Origin of the sequence: Xanthomonas sp. NCPPB 1062, assembly GCF_041481705.2 — a bacterium.
Classification (GTDB): Bacteria; Pseudomonadota; Gammaproteobacteria; order Xanthomonadales; family Xanthomonadaceae; genus Xanthomonas; species Xanthomonas euvesicatoria.
This window is the reverse complement of record NZ_CM192987.1, coordinates 1,473,650-1,495,155: the sequence shown is the minus strand read 5'-3', so window position 1 is coordinate 1,495,155 and position 21,506 is coordinate 1,473,650. Positions and strand designations below refer to the sequence as shown.

Here is a 21,506-nt window from a genome sequence, read left to right as displayed (position 1 = left end):
GGATTGGGGAATCGGGATTCGGGAATCGCAAAAGCAGGGGGGCCGCGTAGCGCGGACCCGCTGCTGCCAATCCCAAATCCCCAATCCCGGCCGCCCTTAGCCGCCGGCCTTCAAGGCCACGTAGCTGGTTGCCTTGCCGTCAGTCACCAGCAGCATGACCACGTCGCCCTTCTTGTAGCTGGACAGGGCGCGGTTGAGTTCGGCGACGCTGCCGACCTTGGTCCGGCCGACGCGGGCGATGATCAGGCCCGGCGACAGCGGCGGCTGGGTGCTGCGCGCCGCCGCGCCGGTGACCGCCGCAATGCGCACGCCCTCGCCCGCCTCCAGGCCCAGGCGGCTGCGCTCGGCGGCGGTCAGGTCGGCAACTTGCAGGCCGAGCAATTCCACGCTGGCCGGAGCGCTGGGCTTGGCCTCATCGGCGGCGGTGCGCGGTGCGGCGTTCTCGCCGCCGTCCTGCAGCGGTGCAAGGGTGACCGTCACCTTGCGCGGTTTGCCGTCGCGCAAGACGTCCAGGGTTACCTTGGTGCCAGGCGCCATCAGCCCGATCATTGGCGGCAGATCGCTGGCGACATCGATCGACTTGCCGTTCACTGCACGGATCACGTCGCCCACCTCGATGCCGGCCTTGGCTGCCGGGCTGCCGGCCGGGATGTCGTTGACCAAGGCACCACGGCTGTCCGGCAAGCCCAGACCCTGGGCCTTGAGCGAGTCGATCGGGCCAACCTGCACACCCAGCATGCCGCGACTCACGTGGCCGGTGGCCTTGATCTGCTCGGCCGCGCTGAAGGCCAGGTCGATCGGGATCGCGAAACTGATGCCCATGTAGCCGCCCGACGCGGAGAAGATCTGCGAATTGATGCCGACCACCTCGCCACGCGTATTGAGCAGCGGGCCGCCGGAATTGCCCTGGTTGATCGCCACGTCGGTCTGGATGAAGGGCACGTAGCGCTGGTCGGCGTAGGGATTGCTACGGCCGGTGGCGCTGACGATGCCGGCGGTGACCGAGTGATCCAGACCGAACGGCGAGCCGATCGCCACCACCCACTGCCCCGGCTTGAGCGTGTTGGAATCGCCCAGGCGCACGGTCGGCAGGCCCTTGGCCTCGATCTTCAGCAGCGCCACGTCGTATTGCTCGTCGCTCCCCACCACCTTGGCCTTGAATTCGCGGCGGTCGGTGAGCTTGACGGTCACCTCGCTGGCGCCATCGACCACGTGGTGATTGGTCAGCACATAGCCGTCGGCCGAGATGATGAAGCCCGAGCCCATCGACTTGCCGGCGATGCCGCCGTCGTCATCGCCGCCACCCGGCCCCTGCCGCGGACCGCCCGGCATCTGGAAATCCGGCCCGAAGAAGCGGCGGAAGAATTCCGGCATCTGATCGTCATCCGGCATTGCACCGCCACCGCGACCACCCGGGCCGCTGCGCTGCTGACGCGCCATGGCGTCCTTGCGGGTGATGGTGGTTTCGATATTGACCACGCCCGGGCCGACCTGCTCGACCAGATTGGTGAAGTCCGGCAGCCCCGCCACCAGCTGCGGCGCCGGCGTGGCACTGCGGTTGGCGGCAATCGGGGCGAGGTCCTTGGCAGCAGGTGCGGGCTGCTGCGCGCAGGCGGCCAGCGGCAGGGTCATGGCGATCAGGCCGAACATCTGGTTGCGGATGCGATGGTTCATCAGGTTGCCTCCGATGGCAGGGCGACAGGGGCCAGAACCCGCGTAGCAACACGGGCCCGGCACGATAACGGGAGGGAGATTGCCGAACGGATGAAGGCCGGCGACAGGGTCAGTCCTGCGGGGCCTGCGCCGGCGCCGGCCGGTTCGGCGCCGGGCTGGTAACGCTCTGTGGCGCGGGTTCGAACGGATAGAACGCCGTGCCGGGCTGGCTCTGGCGGAAACTGGCATTGAGCGAGCTTTCGCCAGCCCCGGACAAGGCCGCGCGCGGCCACGGGCGTGCCTGCAGCGTGGTATCCGGATGCGTGAACGGGTTGGACGGGGACGGCGTCGCCGCAACCGTAGATGCGGTGCCCGTGGATGCCGGTGCTGCCGCAGCGACCATACGGGTCGGCGCCTGCTGCTGACGCGCAGCCGCACTGCGTGCGACTTGCTGATTGCGGGTTGCCGCGCCGCGCCGGGTAGACGCCAGCGCAGCGGCAGGCACGGCTGCAGCAAGCGCGGCCACCTCATCCGGCGTCCCAGGAGCCGGTGCGGCCGGCACCTTCGGTGCCTCAGGTCCCTGCGGCGCTTGCGAGGCGGGCGGAAGCTGCGCAGCGGTGGCATAGACGGGGGTTGTTGCAGCACCCGGCGCGGTGGTGTCGGGCAGGCGCTCGCGCGCCAGGAACAAGGCAATCGCCGCGACCGAGGCGGCAATCGCTGCACCGCCGCCCCAGCGCCAACGTGCACCAGGGCGGGTCGCCGGTTGCGCTTGCGGTGCCGGCTCCTCGGCAATGGCGCTGCGCACACGCGCCGCAAAATCCAGCGGCGCCGGCGCACTGGCCGCACCGCGCAGCACATCGCCGCACAACTGCCAGCGCTCGTGGCAGCCGGCCAATTCTTCGTCGTGGGCCAGACGGCGCAGCAGGAAGCGCGACTCGTCGGCGCTCAACTCGCCGTCGACCAGCGCAGACAGCTGCTGGCGATAGTGAAGCTCGAATTTGTCGGTGGTGGACATGGCAGGGTTCTGGTTCATACGCGGTGTCGCTCACGGGTAGCGCTTTCGGTCTCCAGCAGAGGCCGCAGCTCGATGTCGATGGCCTCGCGCGCCCGGAAGATGCGCGAGCGCACCGTTCCGATCGGGCAATCCATCTTTTGCGCGATTTCGTCGTAGCTCAGGCCCTCCACCTCGCGCAGGGTGATGGCCAACCGAAGTTCTTCCGGTAGCGCTTGGACCGCGCGCATCACCGTTTGTTCCAGCTCCTGTCGCATCAATTCACGCTCCGGGGTATCGGTGTCGCGCAACCGGGTCGCTCCATCGAATTGCTCGGCATCGCTGATCTCGATGTCGTCGGTGGGCGGGCGGCGGTTGTGCGCAACCAGATGGTTCTTGGCAGTGTTGACGGCAATGCGGTGCAGCCAGGTGTAGAACTGGGCGTCGCCACGAAAACTGTTGATCGCGCGGTAGGCGCGCACGAACGTGTCCTGGGCAACGTCCTGGCATTCGCTCCAGTCGGCGATGTAGCGCCCGATCAAGGCAACGATCCGATGCTGGTATTTGCGCACCAGCACATCGAACGCCGCGCTTTCGCCGCGCTGCACGCGCCGGACCAGTTCCAGGTCCAGCTCCTGAGGTGTATCGACTTCGGCCATGTCGGGCCGCACTCCTGTCAGCCCACCGAAGTCGGGCAATGAGACCGCCGTTGAAAAGAAAAGTTCATACCGATCCGTACGACCGTCACGCATCAGGGTAGCGGCAGCGATGCACCGCTGGCGACGCCGCGCGCAACGCGCGGATCTCCCCTGTCGACAGGTATGGGTATTTGACGTGAAGGAAACAACCTCTGGATGATAACGACCTTTCCTTCTATTGCCGGACGGCCAGACGCATGCTTCCAGGTTTCGACGGGCTCCGATTCAGCCATTGGCAGGCCGATCTGCGCGAGGACGGCGTGGTGGTGCTCAGCCTCGATCGGCAGGGCGCACCGGTCAACGCATTTTCGCAGGAGGTGCTGCTGGAGCTGGGCGCCGTGGTCGAGCGGCTGGCACTGGATCCGCCAAAGGGCGTGGTGCTGCGCTCGGGCAAGCCCAACGGCTTCATCGCCGGCGCCGATCTGAAGGAATTCCAGGAATTCGATCGCAAGGGGACGGTCAACGATGCCATCCACCGCGGGCAGCAGGTCTTCCAGAAGCTGGCCGAACTGCCCTGCCCGACCGTCGCGGCGATTCATGGCTTCTGCATGGGCGGCGGTACCGAAATCGCGCTGGCCTGCCGCTACCGCGTGGCCTCCGATGACGGCAGCACCCGCATCGGGCTGCCGGAGACCAAGCTGGGCATCTTTCCCGGCTGGGGCGGCAGCGCCCGCTTGCCGCGCCTGATCGGTGCGCCGGCCGCGATGGATCTGATGCTCACCGGCCGCACGGTATCGGCCAAGGCTGCGCGCGCGATGGGGCTGGTCGACAAGGTCGCCGCGCCTGCCGTGCTGGTGGATGTGGCAGCCAGCCTGGCGCTCGCCGGCACCACGCGTGCGTTCAAGCAGCGCGCCACTGCGTGGGCCACCAATACCTTGCTCGCGCGCAAACTACTGGCGCCGCAGATGCGCAAGCAGGTGGCGCGCAAGGCGCGCAAGGAGCATTACCCGGCGCCCTACGCCCTGATCAACGTCTGGGAGCGGGCGGGCGGCAGCGGCATCCAGGCGCGCCTGGCGGCCGAGCGCAAGGCGGTGGTCAAACTTGCCAGCACGCCGACCGCACGCAACCTGATCCGCATCTTCTTCCTGACCGAGCGCCTGAAAGCGCTGGGCGGCAAGGACGCAGCCGGTGCGGCGGCCCCGATTCGCCATGTGCATGTGATCGGCGCCGGCGTCATGGGCGGTGATATCGCGGCCTGGGCGGCTTACAAGGGCTTCGAGGTCACGTTGCAGGACCGCGAGCAGCGTTTTATCGATACGGCGCTGACACGTGGTGGCGAGCTGTTCGCCAAGCGCGTCAAGGACGATGCCAAGCGGCCGGCAGTGGCCGCGCGGCTGCGCGGCGACCTGGCCGGCGCGGGCGTGACGCAGGCCGACCTGGTGATCGAGGCGATCATCGAAAACCCGCAGGCAAAGCGCGATCTGTACCAATCGATCGAGCCGCAACTCAAGCCGGATGCCTTGCTGACGACCAATACCTCGTCGATTCCGCTGACCGAATTGCGTGGCCACATCCAGCGCCCGGCGCAATTTGCCGGCCTGCACTACTTCAACCCGGTGGCGATGATGCCGCTGGTGGAAATCGTGCAGCACGATGGTCTGGATCCGGCCAACGTCGCGCGCCTGGCTGCGTTCTGCAAGGCCTTGGACAAGTTCCCGGTGCCGGTGGCCGGCACGCCGGGATTCCTGGTCAACCGGGTGCTGTTCCCCTACCTGCTCGAGGCGGCCACCGCGTATGCCGAAGGCATTCCTGGCCCGGTGCTGGACAAGACGGCGGTGAAGTTCGGCATGCCGATGGGGCCGATCGAACTGATCGACACCGTGGGCCTGGATGTGGCGGCGGGCGTAGGCGCGGAGCTGGCGCCGTTCCTGCGTTTGCCCATCCCGGCGGCACTGGCGACCGTGGAAGCCGGCAAGCGCGGCAAGAAGGACGGCCAGGGCCTGTACAAGTGGGAGAACGGACGCGCCGTCAAACCCGAGGTTGCCAGCGGCTACACCGCACCGGCGGATCTGGAAGACCGCCTGATCCTGCCGCTGCTCAACGAAGCGGTGGCCTGCCTGCACGATGGCGTGGTGGCCGACGCAGACCTGCTGGACGCCGGGGTCATCTTCGGCACAGGCTTCGCACCTTTCCGTGGCGGCCCGATCCAGTACATCCGCAGCGTCGGCGCAGACGCGCTGCTGGAGCGCCTGCACGCGCTGCATGCACGCTATGGCGAACGCTTCGCGCCGCGCCCGGGTTGGGACTCGCCGTTGTTGCGGGAAGCGGTGGCCTGAGGCCGGCAGGCATCTATCGACAAGTCTGATTTGCAAGAAGGCTGCCGTTGGCAGCCTTCTTTTTGCGTCAGGGCCGCAGCGTGCAGATGCTGGCACCGATTACCTGGCAGTCGGAGTCGATCTGGATATGTCGCGCCAGGGCCGGACAGGTGCGGTGGATTGCGCAGGTCGAAACGCGCTGATTCGATGACCTGCCGACCTGCTGCTACCAGAGGTTAATGATGGGAATGCCCATGCGCATGCCTGTGCCCATGGTGCGCGTCATGGCCAGCGTCTGCAGCCGGCTTTGGTGTGCCGCAGGGTTCAGTGCCGCAGTGGCCGCTTTCCACCTGCAAGGTGACGTGGGCGATGTCGAAGCGGTCGTGCAACAGGGCGCCGAGCGCATCACGCAGGCGGTCGCGGTCGGTGGCCTCATTGACCACCACGTGCGCTGTGAGCGCGGGCGTGCTGGAGGCCAGCGCCCAGACGTGTAGGTCATGCACGTCTTCGACGCCGGGATGGCTGGTGAGTGCCTGCTGCACCTGGGCCAGGTCGATCCCCTTGGGCACGCCTTCGAGCAACACGTTGATCGCCTCGCGCAGCAACACCCAGGTGCGCGGCAATACCCACAGGCCGATCAGCACGGCCAGCACCGGGTCGATCCATTGCCAGCCGGTCCAGCGGATCAGCAGGGCACCGATGATCACTGCCACCGAGCCGAGCATGTCGCTCCAGACCTCCAGATAGGCACCCTTGACGTTAAGGCTTTCGCCGCTGCCGGCGTGCAGCAGCTTCATGGCGACCAGATTGATCACCAGGCCGAAGCCGGCGATCAGCAGCATGCCGCTGTACGCGATGTCCTGCGGAGCGCGGAAGCGTTGCGCGGCCTCCCACAGGATGTAGCCACCCACTACGAACAACAGCGCGCCATTGGCCAGTGCGCCAAGCGCTTCGAGCCGCACATAGCCATAGGTGCGACGCGCGTCGGCCGGACGACGACTCAAGCGCACCGCGACCAGCGCGATCATCAGGCCGACGGTGTCGGTGGCCATATGCGCAGCGTCGGACAGCAGCGCCAGGCTGTTGGTCACGAATGCGCCGATGATCTCTGCCAGCAGGAAAGTGGCGGTCAACCCCAGTGCCCACCACAAGGGGGCTTCGTGACGGATTTCGCTGGGTGCGTGGTTGTGGTCGTGTCCCATGGGTGTCGTGGCCTGCTGCAATGCGCGCACCTTAGGCGCACGCGATGGCGGAGACTATTACACCTGCGCGTAATGACATCACATCACGCGAGCCGTGCGGCGGGCCGCACAAGGCGCAGTGGTTGCGCTATTTGCGGGGCGAAAGAAGTCACGCTCTGGAAGCATGCCCCCTCGCACCGCCAATCCAACACTCCGCGGCGCGAGCGGATCGCCTGTTATATCTTGGCGACCAGCTTGACCACGCTGGAAAAATCCAGCGCCCCGTTGCCTGCCTGGCTGTTCATCGCATACAGGTTGCGCGCCAGCTCACCGAGCGGAATCGAGACGCCGGCCTGCACCGCCGATTCGGCAACCAGGCCCAAATCCTTGAGCATCAGGTCGTTGCCGAAGCCGCCGCTATACCCACGCGACGCCGGCGCATTGGGCAGCACGCCGGGCCACGGGTTGCACACCTCGGTGGCCCAACTGCGCCCGGTACTGACCGCCATCATCTGCGACAGCACCGCAGGGTCCAGGCCCTGCGCGACGCCAAGCGCCAGCGCTTCACCGGTGGCGGCCATGATCACGCCCAGGGCCATGTTGTTGCATAGCTTGGCGACCTGCCCTGCCCCGTTGTCGCCGACATGGAAGATGTTCTTGCCCATGGCCTGCAGCACCGGGCGGGCGCGCTCCAGCGCATCGGCAGCGCCGCCGACGATGAAGGTCAGCGTGCCGGCTGCAGCCCCGGCCGTGCCACCGGAGACCGGGGCGTCGAGCATCGTCAGGCCACGCGCCTTGGCCGCATCGGCCACCCTGCGCGCAGACACCGGCGCGATGGTGCTGCAGTCGATGACTAGGGCGCCATCCGGGATCTGCGCCAGGATGCCGGATTCGCCCAGGTACACACCTTCGACGTGGCGGCTTGCAGGCAGCATCGAGATCACGACCTCGGCATCGGCCAGCGTGTCCTGCGCGGAGCTGGCAGCATGCGCACCAGCCGCCGAGGCAGCCTCCAGGGCGGCCGGTGCGAGATCGAATACCCGCAGCTGATGCCCGGCCTTGATCAGATTGGCAGCCATTGGCCCGCCCATATTGCCCAGGCCGATAAAAGCGATCTTGCTCATGGTGTCGGTTTCCAAAATAGGACCATCTTCAACAGATGGCCGGGATCATCGCGGATTGCGCGCGCGGAGCCACCGCCGGTTTTCAGCTGCGATGACGCAGGTCAGAGATGGCAACCGCACTGCAATCCGGCGTGAGCCGAACGCGCTTCGCAAGTTGCCAGCCACTCACTGCACACCCAGCTCGCCTGCCCCCAGATCGGCAAGCGGATGCGATGCAGGCGACCAGGGCGCAACAAAGAAGGCTGCGGCCCACTGCGCATCGGCTGCTTCCAGCGACGCCGGTTGCCAGTGCGGTTGACGATCCTTGTCGATCAACAGCGCGCGGATGCCTTCGGCAAAATCGCCGTGCGCCGCCGCATGCAATGCGACCACGTATTCGGTACGGAAGGTGTCGGCCAGCGTCGTGGTGCCCGCATGGCGATGCAGCTCCCAGGCAAGGCGTGCCGAGCCCGGAGCACCCGCGGCCAAGGTGGCACGTGCAGCCTGCAGCCAGCCGTCTTCGCTTTGCAGCGCCAGGATCGCAGCGACAACGTGCTCCAGTGATTCGCCGGCCACCAACTGTTCGATCAACTGTGCGTGGACTTGCAGCGGGCCCGGCTCGGTCGGTTGCGCGATGCCATGCAGAAATGCACTGAGCTGGTTGCGGTCGTAGTCCGCATTGCCTGTCCATGCGTGCGCGCTCAGCGCATCCAGCACTGCTGCGTACTGCGCATGCTCCAGGCGTACATCTGCCAGCCCCGCGTAAATGGCATCACTGGCATCCAGCGGCGCGCCAGTCAGCGCCAGAAACAGGCCGGCCCCCTGGGGCACGCGGCGTAACAGCCAGCTGCCACCCACATCGGGAAACAGCCCCACGCTGATCTCCGGCATGGCAAGTCGCGAGCGTTCGGTGACCACGCGATGGCTGGCGCCGGACATCAAGCCGATGCCACCGCCCATCACGATGCCGTGGCCCCAGCACAGCAGTGGCTTCGGATAGGTATGGATGCGGTAGTCGAGCCGGTATTCCTCTTCGAAAAATGCGGCCGCCTGCGCGTTGGCCTGCGGCGCTGCGCGTCGCGTTGCACTGTCGGGCACTGCATCGCGGTGCGCACGCATGCTCTGGTACAGGCCATGCAGATCGCCACCAGCACAGAACGCTTTTTCGCCGGCGCCACGCAACACCACGCATGCGATCTGCGCATCGTCGGCCCACACGCGCAACTGCGTCTCCAGTTGCCGGGTCATCTGCAGCGACAGGCCGTTGAGCGTCTTGGGCGCATTCAAGGTGGCAATGCCGATGCGATGCCCATCGGCGCACGCACGCTGCTCGAACAGCACCGGTGCCTCGTCGGTTGCGCTGACCTGCCCCATCAGCGGTTGCTCCACTGCGGCGCGCGCTTGTCCAGAAACGCAGCCACACCTTCGGCCTGATCGGCGTGCTCGAACAGATCGACGAAGGCTTCGCGCTCGGCAATCAACGCCGCTGCGTGGGTGCCATGGCGCGTGGACTGCACCAGCTGCTTGCACGCCGCCACACTGACCGGGCTCTGCTTGCCGGCACGTTGCGCCCATGCAACCGCCAGCGCGCGCGACTCGCCCTTGCCGACCACCTCTTCCACCAGGCCGATGCGCTGCGCGGTTGCCGCATCGATACGTTCGCCCAACAGGATCATGCGCTTGGCCCAGCCCTCGCCCACCAGACGCGGCAGGTTCTGGGTGCCACCGGCACACGGCAGCAAGCCAACGCTGGCTTCGGGCAACGCGAGCTGTGCATGCTGCTCGGCAATGCGCAGATCGCAAGCCAATGCGCACTCCAGCCCGCCGCCCATCGCATAGCCGTTGATGGCGGCAATCGACACGCCGCGGAACGCACTCAAGGCTTCGAATGCTTCGCCGAACCGGCGCGCCGCCTGGCGTGCATTGGCCTTGTCGCCATCGGCGAACTGCTTGAGATCGGCCCCGGCGCTGAAGAACTTATCGCCTTCGCCGGTGATCACCAGCGCATAGATGCTGCGATCGGCATCCAGTGCGCGCACCAGGTCGCGCAGGGCCGCCAGGCTGTGCACGGTCCAGGTGTTGGCCGGTGGGTTGCTCAAGGTCACGATGGCCACGTGCCCATCGCGCTCGACCTGCAGACCGGTATGGAGACGTCCTTCCCAATCGCTCATCGCAAGTCCTCCTCGCCATTGAGCAGGTGACGCGCCACGATCATGCGCATCACCTCGTTGGTGCCTTCCAGAATGCGGTGCACGCGGCTATCGCGCAGCAAACGCTCGATCGGGTATTCGCGGATATAGCCGTAGCCGCCATGGATCTGCAAGGCATCGTCGCAGATGGCAAAGCCGGCATCGGTGGCGAAGCGCTTAGCCATCGCACACCACACGGTGGCGTCGTGGCTGCCGGCATCGAGCTTGCGCGCGGCGGTGTGCACCATCTGCCGCGCGGCCACCAGCTGCGTGGCCATGTCGGCCAACTTGAACTGCAATGCCTGGAAATCGGCCAGTTTCTTGCCGAACTGGCGCCGCTCGCCCATGTAGCGACGTGCGGCATCCAGCGCGCCTTGCGCGGCGCCCAACGAACATGCGGCGATATTGATGCGGCCACCATCCAGCGCCTTCATCGCCATCTTGAAGCCTTCGCCTTCCTTGCCCAGCAGGTTCTCGGCCGGAATACGCACGTTTTCGAAGCTGACACCGCGCGTCGGCTGGCTGTTCCAGCCCATCTTCTCTTCCTTGCGACCGTAGCTGATGCCAGGCGCATCGGCCGGCACCACGAAGGCGCTGATGCCACGCGCACCGTCTTCGCCGGTGCGTGCCATCACCACCAGCACGTCGGTTGCGCCGGCGCCGGAAATGAAGGCTTTGCTGCCATTGAGCACATAGCTGTCGCCGTCGCGCTGGGCGCGCGATTTCAGCGATGCCGCATCCGAGCCGCTGCCCGGTTCGGTCAGGCAGTACGAGCCCAGCTTGGCGCCGCTGGTCATCGCCTGGCCCCACTGCGCGCGCACCGTCTCGGTGCCGTAGCTGGCGATCAACCAGGTGGCCATGTTGTGGATGCTGATGAACGCCGAGGTGGACGGATCCACCGTGGCGAGTTCTTCGAACACCACTGCAGCATCGAGGCGGCGCATGCCCAGGCCGCCCACGCCTTCGTCGGTGTAGAGACCGCAAAAGCCGAGCTCGGCGGCCTTGGCGATGGCCTCGCGCGGGAAGTGACCTTCTGCGTCCCACTGCGCTGCATGCGGGGCGAGTTCCTTGTCGGCGAAGTCGCGCGCGGCAGCGCGGAAGGCTTCCTGCTCGCCGTTCAAATCGGCCGCGTTGGGGTGGAGCTGGATGGCTGCATTCATGGCGATCGGGTCACTTGAGGGAGATGGTGGTGTTGACGCCATGGGCCAGCGTCTGATCGTCGAACCAGCGCGCGGTCACGGTCTTGGTCTGGGTGTAGAACATCACCACCTGCTTGCCGTACGGGCCCAGGTCGCCGAGCTTGGAAGCGCGCGAGCCGGTGAAGGAAAACAATGGCACCGGCACCGGAATCGGCACGTTGATGCCGACCTGACCCACATCGATGTCTTCCTGGAAACGCCGCGCAGCCGCGCCGGATTGAGTGAATAGCGCCGTGCCGTTACCGTTGGGGTTGGCGTTGACCAAGGCGATGGCCTCGTCCAGCGTGGCGGCTTCCAGAATCACCAGCACCGGCCCGAAGATCTCTTCGTCGTAGATCCGCATGCCGGGTTTGACGCCGGAAAAGATGGTCGGGCCAACAAAGTTGCCCTGCTCGAAGCCCGGCACCTGTGGCGCGCGGCCATCCAGTTCCAGGGTGGCGCCCTGCTCCACGCCGGAGGCGATCAAGCCTTCCACCCGCTCGCGTGCGGCGCAGGAAATCAGCGGACCGACCTCGGTGCCCGGCGCGTTACCGGCGCCGATCTTCAAACTCTTGGCCTTGGCCACCAACTCTGGAATCCAGGTACGGGCGTCACCGACCAGGACCAGCGTGGAGGCGGCCATGCAGCGCTGCCCGGCGGCGCCGAACGCGGCACCGACCATCGCATTGAGCGTCTGCTCGCGGTTGGCGTCGGGCAGCACCACGGCGTGATTCTTGGCGCCCATCATGCATTGCACGCGTTTGCCGGCCAGCGAGGCACGTCGATAAACGTGCGTGCCCACCTTGGTGGAACCGACAAACGACAACGCCTTGATGTCGGGGTGATCGCACAGCGCATTGACCACTTCCTCGCCGCCATGCACGACGTTGAGCACGCCCTTGGGAATGCCGGCTTCCAGCGCAAGCTCCACCAGCCGCATGGTCACCATCGGGTCTTGCTCGGAGGGCTTGAGTACGAAGGTGTTGCCCGTCGCAATCGCCATCGGAAACATCCACAGCGGAATCATGGCCGGGAAGTTGAACGGGGTGATGCCCGCGCATACGCCCAACGGCTGCAGCAGGCTGTAGGTGTCCACGCCGTTGGCGACGTTGTTGGCCAGCTCGCCCAGTTGCAGGTTGCCGATCGCCGCGGCGTGCTCCACCACTTCCAGGCCACGGAACACATCGCCTTCGGCATCGGCCAGGGTCTTGCCCTGCTCGGCGCTGAGCAGCGCAGCCAGTTCGGGCATGTGTTCCCGGATCAGCTGCTGGTATTTGAGAAAAATACGCGCCCGGGTGCCAATTGGCGTCTTGCGCCAGGTCACGAAGGCGCGGCTGGCCGCCGCCACTGCGGCATCCACTTCGGCAGTGGTGGCGAACGGCACCTGGGCCAGCACCGATTGGTCGGCCGGGTTGACCACGTCCTGCCACTGCGTGCTGGCGGACACCACCATTTCGCCATCGATCAACAGGAAGACGCGGGGGACGGATTGGCTCATTGCAGGGCTCGCTTGTTGAGAAGGACATCGGGCCATTGCAGGCCAATACTTCGCATTGTTTGCATCGACACCCTCCATTCCCAGCCCGCTATTGCTTAATCGCGCTAAGCTGACGACACAATTTTGCGAATCTTGCGAATGCCCCAGTCGCACGCTCAACTCCGCCACCAGCTTGGGCTGCGCCTGCAGCGGCTGCGCCAGCGCCATGGCCTGACCCAGGCCGAGCTGGCGCGCCGGCTCGAGCTGTCGCCGAGCTATCTCAACCAGATCGAGCGCAATCAGCGCCCGCTCACCCTGGCCATCCAGCAGCGGCTCAAGAGCGCGCTGGGCGACCTGGACGGCCTGCTGGACCTGGACGACCCGGCCGCACTGGTCGAGCCGCTGGACGCATCGCTGCGCAGCCTGGGCCATACGCTGTTGCCGGCCGAGCTGCGCGCGCTGACCGGCAATCTGCCGCAGGTAGCGCAGGCGCTGCTGGACCTGCACCGCGCCCATCAGCATCTGCTCGAACGCAACGCGGCGCTGGAGCTGCAGATCGGGGTCGAGCACGCGGCAATCCCATCGCTATCGCCCGGCGAGCAGGTGCGCGACTACTTCAACCGCGCGCACAACTATCTGCCGGAACTGGACGAGCGCGCCGAAGCGCTTTACGCCGAACTTGGGTTGACCCCGGAAAATCTGCCGCTGCGGCTGCGCCAACGCCTCGCCGATCGCCACGGCCTGCTGGTGCAGGACGCTCCCGACCTGCACAACGACAAACGCAGGATGGATGCGCAGGCGCGCGTGCTGTGGCTGCCGGCGCACTTGCGGCCGGGCCAGCAGGCATTTCAGATGGCCGCACAGCTGGCCTTGCTGGAGTGCGCGCCGCTGCTGGACGCGCGCATTGCCGATGCCGGTTTCGAGGACGCCGAGCGCATCGCGCTGTCGCGGATTGGCCTGTCGAACTATTTCGCCGGCGCGCTGGTGATGCCCTACAGCGCGTTCCTGCACAGCGCGCAAACCTCGCGCTACGACATCGAATGGTTGGCCGACCGCTTCGAGGTGGGCTTCGAAGCGGTGTGTCACCGGCTCAGCACCTTGCAGCGGCGCGGGGCAGCCGGTCTGCCGATCTTCTTCCTGCGGGTGGACCGCGCCGGCAATGTCTCCAAGCGCCACTCGGCCACCGATTTCCATTTCTCGCATGTCGGCGGCGCCTGCCCGCTGTGGATCGTGTACGAGGCGTTCAACCAGCCTGACCGCATCCTCACCCAGATCGCGCGCATGCCCGACGGCCGGCGCTATTTCTGGCTGGCCCGCCAGGTCAGCAGCGGCCCGCCCGGGTATGGCCGCCCGCGCAAGACCTTTGCCCTGGCAATGGGCTGCGACCTGCGCCACGCCGATCAGTTGGTGTATGCGCGGGGTTGGGATCTGAACGCGGTCGACGATGCGGTACCGATCGGCCCGGGCTGCCTGACCTGCGAACGCAGCGACTGCGTGCAGCGCGCGTTTCCTGCGCTGCCGCGCCTGCCGGCGCGCGCGCGTTAGCGAGTTGGTGGAATTGGATCTGGTTGTCGGACGTGGCCGTGCGTCGGCCCGCGATCGCAATGACAGACCCACTGCACCTGGGTTGGTTGCATTGGCCACTCTGGCGCTCCCGCCGCGTGCACAAGCGGCAACAGCCTTGGGCAATCGCATCAGTCCACGTCAGCCAAGCACCCGCCCCGATCCCAAAGCTTCTGCCGCATCACCGCCTTACCTTCAGGGGCCAAGCAAGCGCGAGTGCCGCAGCGCAGCATTCCAAGCCGAGATAGCTGTCGCAAAATGCTTCATTGGAATGGAATGGCTTGCGCTTCTACCCTGAAGCGGACACATGCAAGACAGGGGGGACGCCAGCGCGCCGCAGCGCGCGTGCGGCGTCACGCACCGAACGACCAACAGCGATCACGCAGCACAGCACCACTGGCCACACCCGCGCAGATGCGCCCGCCCCGCTCCATGCGGCTGGCCGCACCCGCAGCTACCACCGTATTCGGTCACTTTGTCCTGGGAGGGATCAACCGATGCCTGTTCACCATACCGGCCACCCGGCCAGTCGGCGCCTGCGCCGCACGCCCGTTCGCGCCATCCTGTGCACCACCATCGCTTGTGTGCTGGCCACCGCGTTCGGCGCGCATGCACAGGACACTGCACCCGCCGCGCCGCCGGCCAACGACACCAGCAGCGCCGCCAGCAATGGCCAGGCGCCGGTCACGTTGGACAACATCACCGTGATCGGCCAGCGCGCCAGCCTGAATCAGGCGGTGCAAGCCAAGCAGATGTCCGATCATGTCGTGGAAGTGATTTCCGCAGACAACATGGGCCAGATGCCCAACGTCACCGTGGCCGAGGCGCTGGTGCGGCTGCCCGGCGTCAATGGCACCCGCGACCGCGGCAACGAGAGCCTGGCCACCGTGCGCGGGCTGGGCCCGCGCATGACCATGGGCACCGTCAACGGGCGCGAAATCGCCTCGTCCGAGCCCAACCGCGCAGTGCGTTGGGAGGTGTTCCCCACCGAGATCGTCTCCACCGTCAAGGTCTACAAGACCCAGTCGGCGGATCTGGTCGCCGGCGGTCTTGCCGCCACCGTGGACATCTCCACCATCAGCCCGCTCGACTACACCGGCCCGGGATTCGTCGGCACCGCCGGCCCGGTGTTCTACGACCACGCCAAGGATGTGGACGGCTACAGCCCGTGGGGCAGCCGCTTCGGCGCCAGCTGGGTGCACAAGCTAAACGACAACCTGGCGGTCGCCTTCGGCGCCACCTACCAGAAGCAGAAGAACGCCAGCTCGTCGATCGGCAGCTGGGGCTATACCGATGCCACCACCTCGCGCGATGTGGATGGCGACGGCACCGTGGACCCGACCCCGTGGGGCGCGGCCGACCAGCTCAAGCTGATCGACCAGACCCGCACCGGCGCGATGGGCACCGTGCAGTGGCGCTCGGGCAATCTCGAATTGAAATTCGACGGCCTGTATTCGCGCATCGAAATCGACGAAGACCAGTTGCAGAACTGGTTCAACGGGCTGGCCTTCAGCACCTTCTCCGGCAGCACCAATCCATACACCACGCCGGGCTCGTCCTACACCATCGTCGATGGCGATGTGGTGGCCGGTACGCTGGCCAATTCGAACCTGCAGGTCGACCATGTGGTCAGCCACTACAACGAGGTCAAGACACTCACCGCCGGCGGTTTGAACGCCAAGTGGAGCGGCGATGTATGGACCTTGGGCAGCGACCTGTCGTTTTCGCAGGCCAAGCGCGACAACACCTGGCAGGCGGTGCGTTTCGGCAGCAACCCGGACACCATCTCGTTCGATTTCCGTCGCAGCGTCACCCCCACCATCAGCACCAGCTCGGACACGCCCGAATACGGCATTGCCGGGCAGACCGAGCCGCAGGCGCTGCGCGACAAGATCGCTGCGCTGGCACTCAACGCCAGCCGCGCCGTGGATGCCGGCCCGTTCACGTCGCTGGAACTGGGCGCACGCGCCGCGCGTCGCGAAAAACAGAACCGTCGCTTTCTCAGCAACCAGTCCGGCTACGATCAGCCGATCTCGGCGTATCAGGACCTGATCTACCCGGTCACCATGCCCGACTTGAACGTGCCCACGCTGACCGGCGGCAACATGGCCGAGATCGCACGCATCGGCTTTGGCGGGTTCGATCCGAACACGCTCGACGAACAACTGCTCGACCATTGGAACGTCAAGGAAGACGTGCGCGAAGCCTTCGCCAAAGCTGTCTTCAGCTCGCAACTGTTCGGCACCGATGTCACCGGCAATGTCGGCGTGCGCCTGGTCAACACCAGGACCACCAGCGAGGGTTTCGATTCGGTCGGCAGCACCATCCAGCCCAGCACCGGCAGCAAGGAATACACCGACGTGCTGCCCAGTGCCACGCTCAATTTCCTGATCGACGACCAGCGCATCCTGCGCTTTGCAGTGGCCAAGGTCATCGCGCGTCCGCCGCTGGACGAACTGCGCACCGGCCGCCGTCTGGACGACCCCAGCGTGACCGTTGGCCAGCTCACCGGCAGCGGCGGCAACCCGCAGCTGGACCCGTTCAAGGCCACCCAGGTCGATGTCTCTTACGAGTGGTACTTCCACACCGAAGCGCTCGCCGCCCTGGCGGTGTATCGCAAGGAAGTGGATTCGAGCATCGGCTACCGCACCGACCGCGAAACGATCAACGGCCTGGATTACCTGGTGAGCGCCCCTTTCAATGGCGGTGGCGGCTACATCAATGGCGTGGAGCTCACCTTCCAGACGCCGTTCTACTTCATCCCGCACATGGAAAACTTCGGCGTCTACTCGAACTATTCGCTGGTCGATTCCAACCTCAAGGAATTCTCGCCGGAAGACAACCCGCTGCCGTTGAGCGGGCTGGCACGCAAGACCGGCACCTTCGACCTGTGGTACAGCAACGGCACCTTCGAAGCGCGCGTGGGCTACAAGTACCACAGCCCCTACACGGTGGTGTACGGCTGGAATGCCGCACGGCTGGCGCGCCTGCAGAGCGAAGGCACGGTGGATCTGAGCTTGAACTGGCAGTACAGCAAGCAGCTCGGCTTCCGTTTCCAGGCCAGCAATCTCACCAACGAGCCGTTGCGCGCCTATACCGACAACAAGCCCAACCGGCTGGCCAATCAGGACGATGGCGGCTACCAGGTATTCGGTCGCCGTTACCAGTTGGAAGCAACCTACAAGTTCTAGGCGTCGCTTGATCGGCTGCACATGCTGCTGCGCAGCCGATCTGATTGCACCTGCATTACACCGCAGCTACTAGGTGGAATCCAATCTGCAAGCCACGTTTGGACTCTGCACAGCGGCCGTGCAGCAGCACGGCTGCCTGCGGCATGCTGTCACCCGCTCCACGTTGCCTCTGTCGAGGAATTGCATGCGCTCACCACGCCGTCTCTGGACACCCGCGCTCCTGGCGCTGGCCATTTCCACCTTCGCACACGCCGCCCCGGCTCCGGCCACGTTGTATCTCGGCGCGGACCTGTCCTACGTCAACGAGATGGAAGAATGCGGTGTGCAATACCGCGAGAACGGCGTGGTCAAAGATCCGTTCGAACTGTTCCATGCGCACGGGGCCAATCTGGTGCGCGTACGCTTGTGGAACGATGCGCGCTGGACCCGCTACAGCGACCTGGCGGACGTCAAGAAGACCATTGCACGTGCACGCGCGCAAGGCATGCAGGTGCTGCTGGATCTGCACTACTCCGACGATTGGGCCGACGGCGAAAAGCAATTGATCCCCAAGGCCTGGGCCAGCATCACCGACACCGATGAACTGGCACGCACGCTGTACGGCTTCACCTATGACACGCTCAGCGCGCTCGACCGTGCCGGTCTGATGCCCGAGCTCGTGCAAGTGGGCAACGAAAGCAATTCCGACCTGATGGACAGCACGCCCTGGGACAAAAAACGCCCCATCAACTGGCAGCGCAATGCCAAGCTGTTCAACGCCGGCATCAAGGCGGTGCGCGACATGAGCGTACGCTCGGCCATCAAACCGCGGGTGATGCTGCATATCGCCCAGCCGGAAAATGTGGAGCCGTGGTTCGCCGACGCCACCAAGGCCGGCGTCACCGATTTCGATCTGATCGGCATCAGCTACTACCGTAAATGGTCCACGCAATCGATGGCCGAGCTGGGCAAGACCATCAGGCGTTTGCGCGGCCGCTACGATGCCGATGTGGTGGTAGTGGAAACCGCGTACCCGTGGACGCTGGACTCCGGCGACACCTCGCACAATCTGCTCGGCGAGGATTCGCTGATTGCCGGCTACCCGGCCACGCCGCAAGGCCAGGCGCGCTACATGGTGGACCTCACCCAACTGGTCATCGATACCGGCGGCGCCGGCGTGGTGTATTGGGAGCCGGCATGGACCAGCAGCCATTGCAAAACGCGTTGGGGCACCGGCTCGTCGTGGGAAAACGCCAGCTTCTTCGACTTCAAGCACGGCAACGAGGTGTTGCCGGCGATCGACTTCATGCGCCACCCGTATACCGGTGTGCCTGCATCGCGTGCATCCGACGCGGGCAAGCATGATGCGAGCGCGCCAGAGAGTTCTGTAGATGCCGGCAAAAGGACGCAGCCATGAGTGGTATCAATCGACGCGAGTTGCTGCGCGGCATGCTGGCCAGTGGGGTAAGCGCCGCGTTGCCGGTGGGGGCAGCCGGTGCTTTGGCATCGCCTGGCGCGATGGCTGCACCTGCGGCCAAAAACACCGTATCGACAGCAGCGCTAGGCGATGCAGCGCTGGCACCGCGGGAGCGTCTGCTGTTCGACTTCGGTTGGCGCTTCCACCTGGGCCATGCCAGCGATGCCGCGCGCGATTTCGAGTTCGGCACCTTCCAGCGCACCTTCGCCAAGGCCGGCAAGGACACCGCGACCGCCGCGCAACTGGCATTCGACGATAGCGCCTGGCAGCAGGTGGACTTGCCGCACGACTGGGCCGTCGGTTTGCCATTTCGGCAGGAGCCGATCTCGGCCTTCATGACCGAGGAAGACCCGGCCGCCGCGCACGGCTACAAGCCGCTGGGCACGAGTTTCCCGGAGAACAGCGTGGGCTGGTACCGGCGCACGCTGCAGATTCCGGCAAGCGATCTGGGCAAGCGCATCAGCCTGGTGTTGGATGGCGTGTTCCGCGAGTGCATCGTGTTCTGCAATGGCCACATCGTCGGCCGTCATGCGAGCGGTTACTGCGGCTTCGAAGTCGACCTCAGCGAAGTGCTCGACTACGGCAAGCCCAACATCATCGCCATCCGCGTGGATGCCACGCTGGGCGAAGGCTGGTTCTACGAAGGCGCCGGCATCTATCGGCATCTGTGGCTACAGAAGACCGACCCCCTCCACATTCCGCAAGACGGTGTGTTCGTACGCAGCAGCGTGCAGGACGGCAACGCCACTGCGCAGCTCTCCACCGAAGTGCGCAACGACGGCACCGCGCCACGCCAGTGCGTGGTGCAGGCGCGCATTGCCGCGCCGGACGGACGCACCGTGGCGCAGGCGGCCAGCGCAGCGATCACGGTCGCGCCCGGCCAGGTGCAGGTGGTCGAACAGACCTTGCCGCTCGGGCAGGCGGCGCGGTGGTCGATCGACACCCCGCAGCTCTACAGCCTGACCACCAGCGTGCACAGCGACGGCACCGCGCTCGATGCGCTGGTGACGCCGTTCGGCGTGCGCAGCATCGCCTTCGATGCGCAACGCGGTTTCCTGTTGAACGGCGCACCGCTCAAGCTGCATGGCACCAACAATCACCAGGATCATGCCGGTGTCGGCACCGCCATTCCTGACGCCTTGCACGCCTGGCGCCTGCGCCAGCTCAAGTCGATGGGCTGCAACGCGTATCGCAGCTCGCATAATCCGGCCACGCCGGAATTGCTCGCGCTGTGCGACCGCCTCGGCATGTTGGTGATCGAAGAAACCCGCCGCATGTCGACCGACCCCGAAGCGATGGGCGAACTGGAAACGATGGTGCGGCGTGGCCGCAATCATCCCAGCGTCATCCTGTGGTCGCTCGGCAACGAAGAGCCGCAGCAAGTGACCGAGCGCGGTGCACGCATCGTGACCCGCATGCAACAACGTGTGCGCCAGCTCGATCCCACCCGCCCCACCACCTTCGCGATGGACAAGGGCTTCGGTGATGGCGTGGGCCAGGTGGTGGATGTGGTCGGCTTCAACTACCGCACCAGCCAGATGGATGGCTTCCACGCGCAATATCCCCACATCCCGATCTACGGCAGCGAAACCGGCAGCACCGTGTCAGTGCGCGGCAACTATCAGCGCGACGACCAACGCGGCCATACCCGTGCCTACGACCTGGACCACCCCTGGTGGGCCAGCACCGCCGAAGCCTGGTGGAGCTATGTCGCGCAACGCCCATACATTGCCGGCGGCTTCATCTGGACCGGCTTCGACTATCGCGGCGAGCCCACGCCCTACAACCGCTGGCCGAATGTGGCTTCGCAATTCGGCGTACTCGATAGCTGCGGTTTTCCGAAAGACAACTACTGGTACTACCGCGCGCAGTGGACCAGCGAACCGGTACTGCATCTGTTCCCGCACTGGAACTGGGACGGCTTGCTGCAGCCCGACGACAACGGCCGCATCGCGGTCTGGTGCCACAGCAATCTCGAGGCGGTGGAACTGCTGGTCAACGGCGTCAGCCAGGGCACGCAGCAGGTGCCGGCCTACGGCCATGTCGAATGGCGTGTGCTCTATGCGCCCGGCATGATCGAAGCGCGCGGCTATCGCGGCGGCAAGCTGGTGCTCAGCGAGCGTCGCCAAACCACGGGCAAGCCGGCGGCGATTCGCTTGAGCTGCGATCGCAACACGCTACGTGCCGATGCCGAAGACGTCGCAGTGGTCAAGGTGGAAATCGTCGACGCACAAGGCCGCCTGGTACCGACTGCCGACAACCTGGTGCAGTTCGCGCTGCGCGGACCTGCACGGCTGATTGGGGTCGGCAATGGCGATCCCAGCAGCCACGAAGACGACAAGGCGCCGCGGCGCAAGGCATTCAACGGCCTGTGTGCGGCGCTGCTGCAAACCACGCGCAGCAGCGGCGACATCGTGCTGCACGCCACCGCGCCTGGCCTGACCGCATCCACGTTGCGCCTGCCTGCCGAGCCCACCCGAGCGCGCGCGTCGGTGGCTTGAAACGCAGTCGCTGCGCACGACAACGGAACGTGCTGCGTTACCTGGGCCAGTGGTGGCCTCGGTAGCGTCG

At 65.9% G+C, this 21,506-nt stretch carries 14 protein-coding genes; 5 read left to right on the top strand and 9 right to left on the bottom strand.

What is annotated here, in order from left to right:
* Positions 1–96 precede the first annotated feature (96 nt).
* From ACCQ16_RS06495 to rpoE, 3 genes are all read right to left on the bottom strand, one after another.
* A complete protein-coding gene (locus ACCQ16_RS06495) occupies positions 97–1,674 on the bottom strand; it encodes a DegQ family serine endoprotease (RefSeq protein ID WP_218560052.1) in 1,578 nt (525 codons plus the stop codon).
* A 109-nt stretch (positions 1,675–1,783) separates the two neighbouring features.
* Positions 1,784–2,686 carry a sigma-E factor negative regulatory protein gene (locus ACCQ16_RS06490; protein ID WP_127165615.1) on the bottom strand — a complete coding sequence of 301 codons (903 nt, stop codon included), beginning with the start codon at positions 2,684–2,686 and terminating at the stop codon, positions 1,784–1,786.
* On the bottom strand, positions 2,683–3,303 hold the full coding sequence (gene rpoE, locus ACCQ16_RS06485; RefSeq protein WP_003488227.1) for an RNA polymerase sigma factor RpoE: 621 nt from the start codon (positions 3,301–3,303) through the stop codon (positions 2,683–2,685). The genes ACCQ16_RS06490 and rpoE overlap by 4 nt, the downstream gene beginning before the upstream one ends.
* A 236-nt stretch (positions 3,304–3,539) precedes the next feature.
* On the opposite strand from rpoE, the gene ACCQ16_RS06480 reads away from it, so the two are divergent.
* Positions 3,540–5,618 carry a 3-hydroxyacyl-CoA dehydrogenase NAD-binding domain-containing protein gene (locus ACCQ16_RS06480; protein WP_014089681.1) on the top strand — a complete coding sequence of 693 codons (2,079 nt, stop codon included), beginning with the start codon at positions 3,540–3,542 and terminating at the stop codon, positions 5,616–5,618.
* Positions 5,619–5,833: 215 nt separating this feature from the next.
* Here the strand turns inward: ACCQ16_RS06480 and ACCQ16_RS06475 are convergent, their stop codons facing one another.
* The 6 genes from ACCQ16_RS06475 to ACCQ16_RS06450 form a co-directional block, all read right to left on the bottom strand.
* Positions 5,834–6,799 (bottom strand): cation diffusion facilitator family transporter, encoded by a 966-nt coding sequence (locus tag ACCQ16_RS06475; protein ID WP_008574302.1) that lies wholly within the window; start codon positions 6,797–6,799, stop codon positions 5,834–5,836.
* Positions 6,800–7,014: 215 nt separating this feature from the next.
* On the bottom strand, positions 7,015–7,917 hold the full coding sequence (mmsB, locus tag ACCQ16_RS06470; protein WP_031421779.1) for a 3-hydroxyisobutyrate dehydrogenase: 903 nt from the start codon (positions 7,915–7,917) through the stop codon (positions 7,015–7,017).
* A gap of 150 nt (positions 7,918–8,067) precedes the next feature.
* Positions 8,068–9,255, bottom strand: a complete 1,188-nt coding sequence (locus ACCQ16_RS06465; protein ID WP_277572856.1) for an enoyl-CoA hydratase/isomerase family protein — start codon at positions 9,253–9,255, stop codon at positions 8,068–8,070.
* On the bottom strand, positions 9,255–10,052 hold the full coding sequence (locus ACCQ16_RS06460) for an enoyl-CoA hydratase (RefSeq protein WP_209260920.1): 798 nt from the start codon (positions 10,050–10,052) through the stop codon (positions 9,255–9,257). The genes ACCQ16_RS06465 and ACCQ16_RS06460 overlap by 1 nt, the downstream gene beginning before the upstream one ends.
* The gene (locus tag ACCQ16_RS06455) at positions 10,049–11,230 is read right to left on the bottom strand and encodes an acyl-CoA dehydrogenase family protein (protein ID WP_277572855.1); all 1,182 of its coding nucleotides are present in this window, start codon (positions 11,228–11,230) and stop codon (positions 10,049–10,051) included. Before ACCQ16_RS06455 ends, ACCQ16_RS06460 begins: the two co-directional genes overlap by 4 nt.
* Positions 11,231–11,240: 10 nt before the next feature.
* Positions 11,241–12,746 (bottom strand): CoA-acylating methylmalonate-semialdehyde dehydrogenase, encoded by a 1,506-nt coding sequence (locus ACCQ16_RS06450; RefSeq protein ID WP_277572854.1) that lies wholly within the window; start codon positions 12,744–12,746, stop codon positions 11,241–11,243.
* 138 nt (positions 12,747–12,884) lie between these two features.
* Here ACCQ16_RS06450 and ACCQ16_RS06445 point away from each other — a divergent pair, with 138 nt between their 5' ends.
* The 4 genes from ACCQ16_RS06445 (at position 12,885) to galA (ending at position 21,436) form a co-directional block, all read left to right on the top strand.
* Positions 12,885–14,270 (top strand): helix-turn-helix domain-containing protein, encoded by a 1,386-nt coding sequence (locus ACCQ16_RS06445; RefSeq protein ID WP_277572853.1) that lies wholly within the window; start codon positions 12,885–12,887, stop codon positions 14,268–14,270.
* Positions 14,271–14,785: 515 nt separating this feature from the next.
* Entirely contained in the window at positions 14,786–17,479 is a 2,694-nt protein-coding gene (locus ACCQ16_RS06440) for a TonB-dependent receptor (RefSeq protein ID WP_014089678.1), read from the top strand.
* Positions 17,480–17,663: 184 nt separating this feature from the next.
* A complete protein-coding gene (locus tag ACCQ16_RS06435; RefSeq protein WP_014089677.1) occupies positions 17,664–18,875 on the top strand; it encodes a glycoside hydrolase family 53 protein in 1,212 nt (403 codons plus the stop codon).
* Positions 18,872–21,436, top strand: a complete 2,565-nt coding sequence (galA, locus tag ACCQ16_RS06430) for a beta-galactosidase GalA (RefSeq protein WP_277572852.1) — start codon at positions 18,872–18,874, stop codon at positions 21,434–21,436. The genes ACCQ16_RS06435 and galA overlap by 4 nt, the downstream gene beginning before the upstream one ends.
* Positions 21,437–21,506 lie beyond the last annotated feature (70 nt).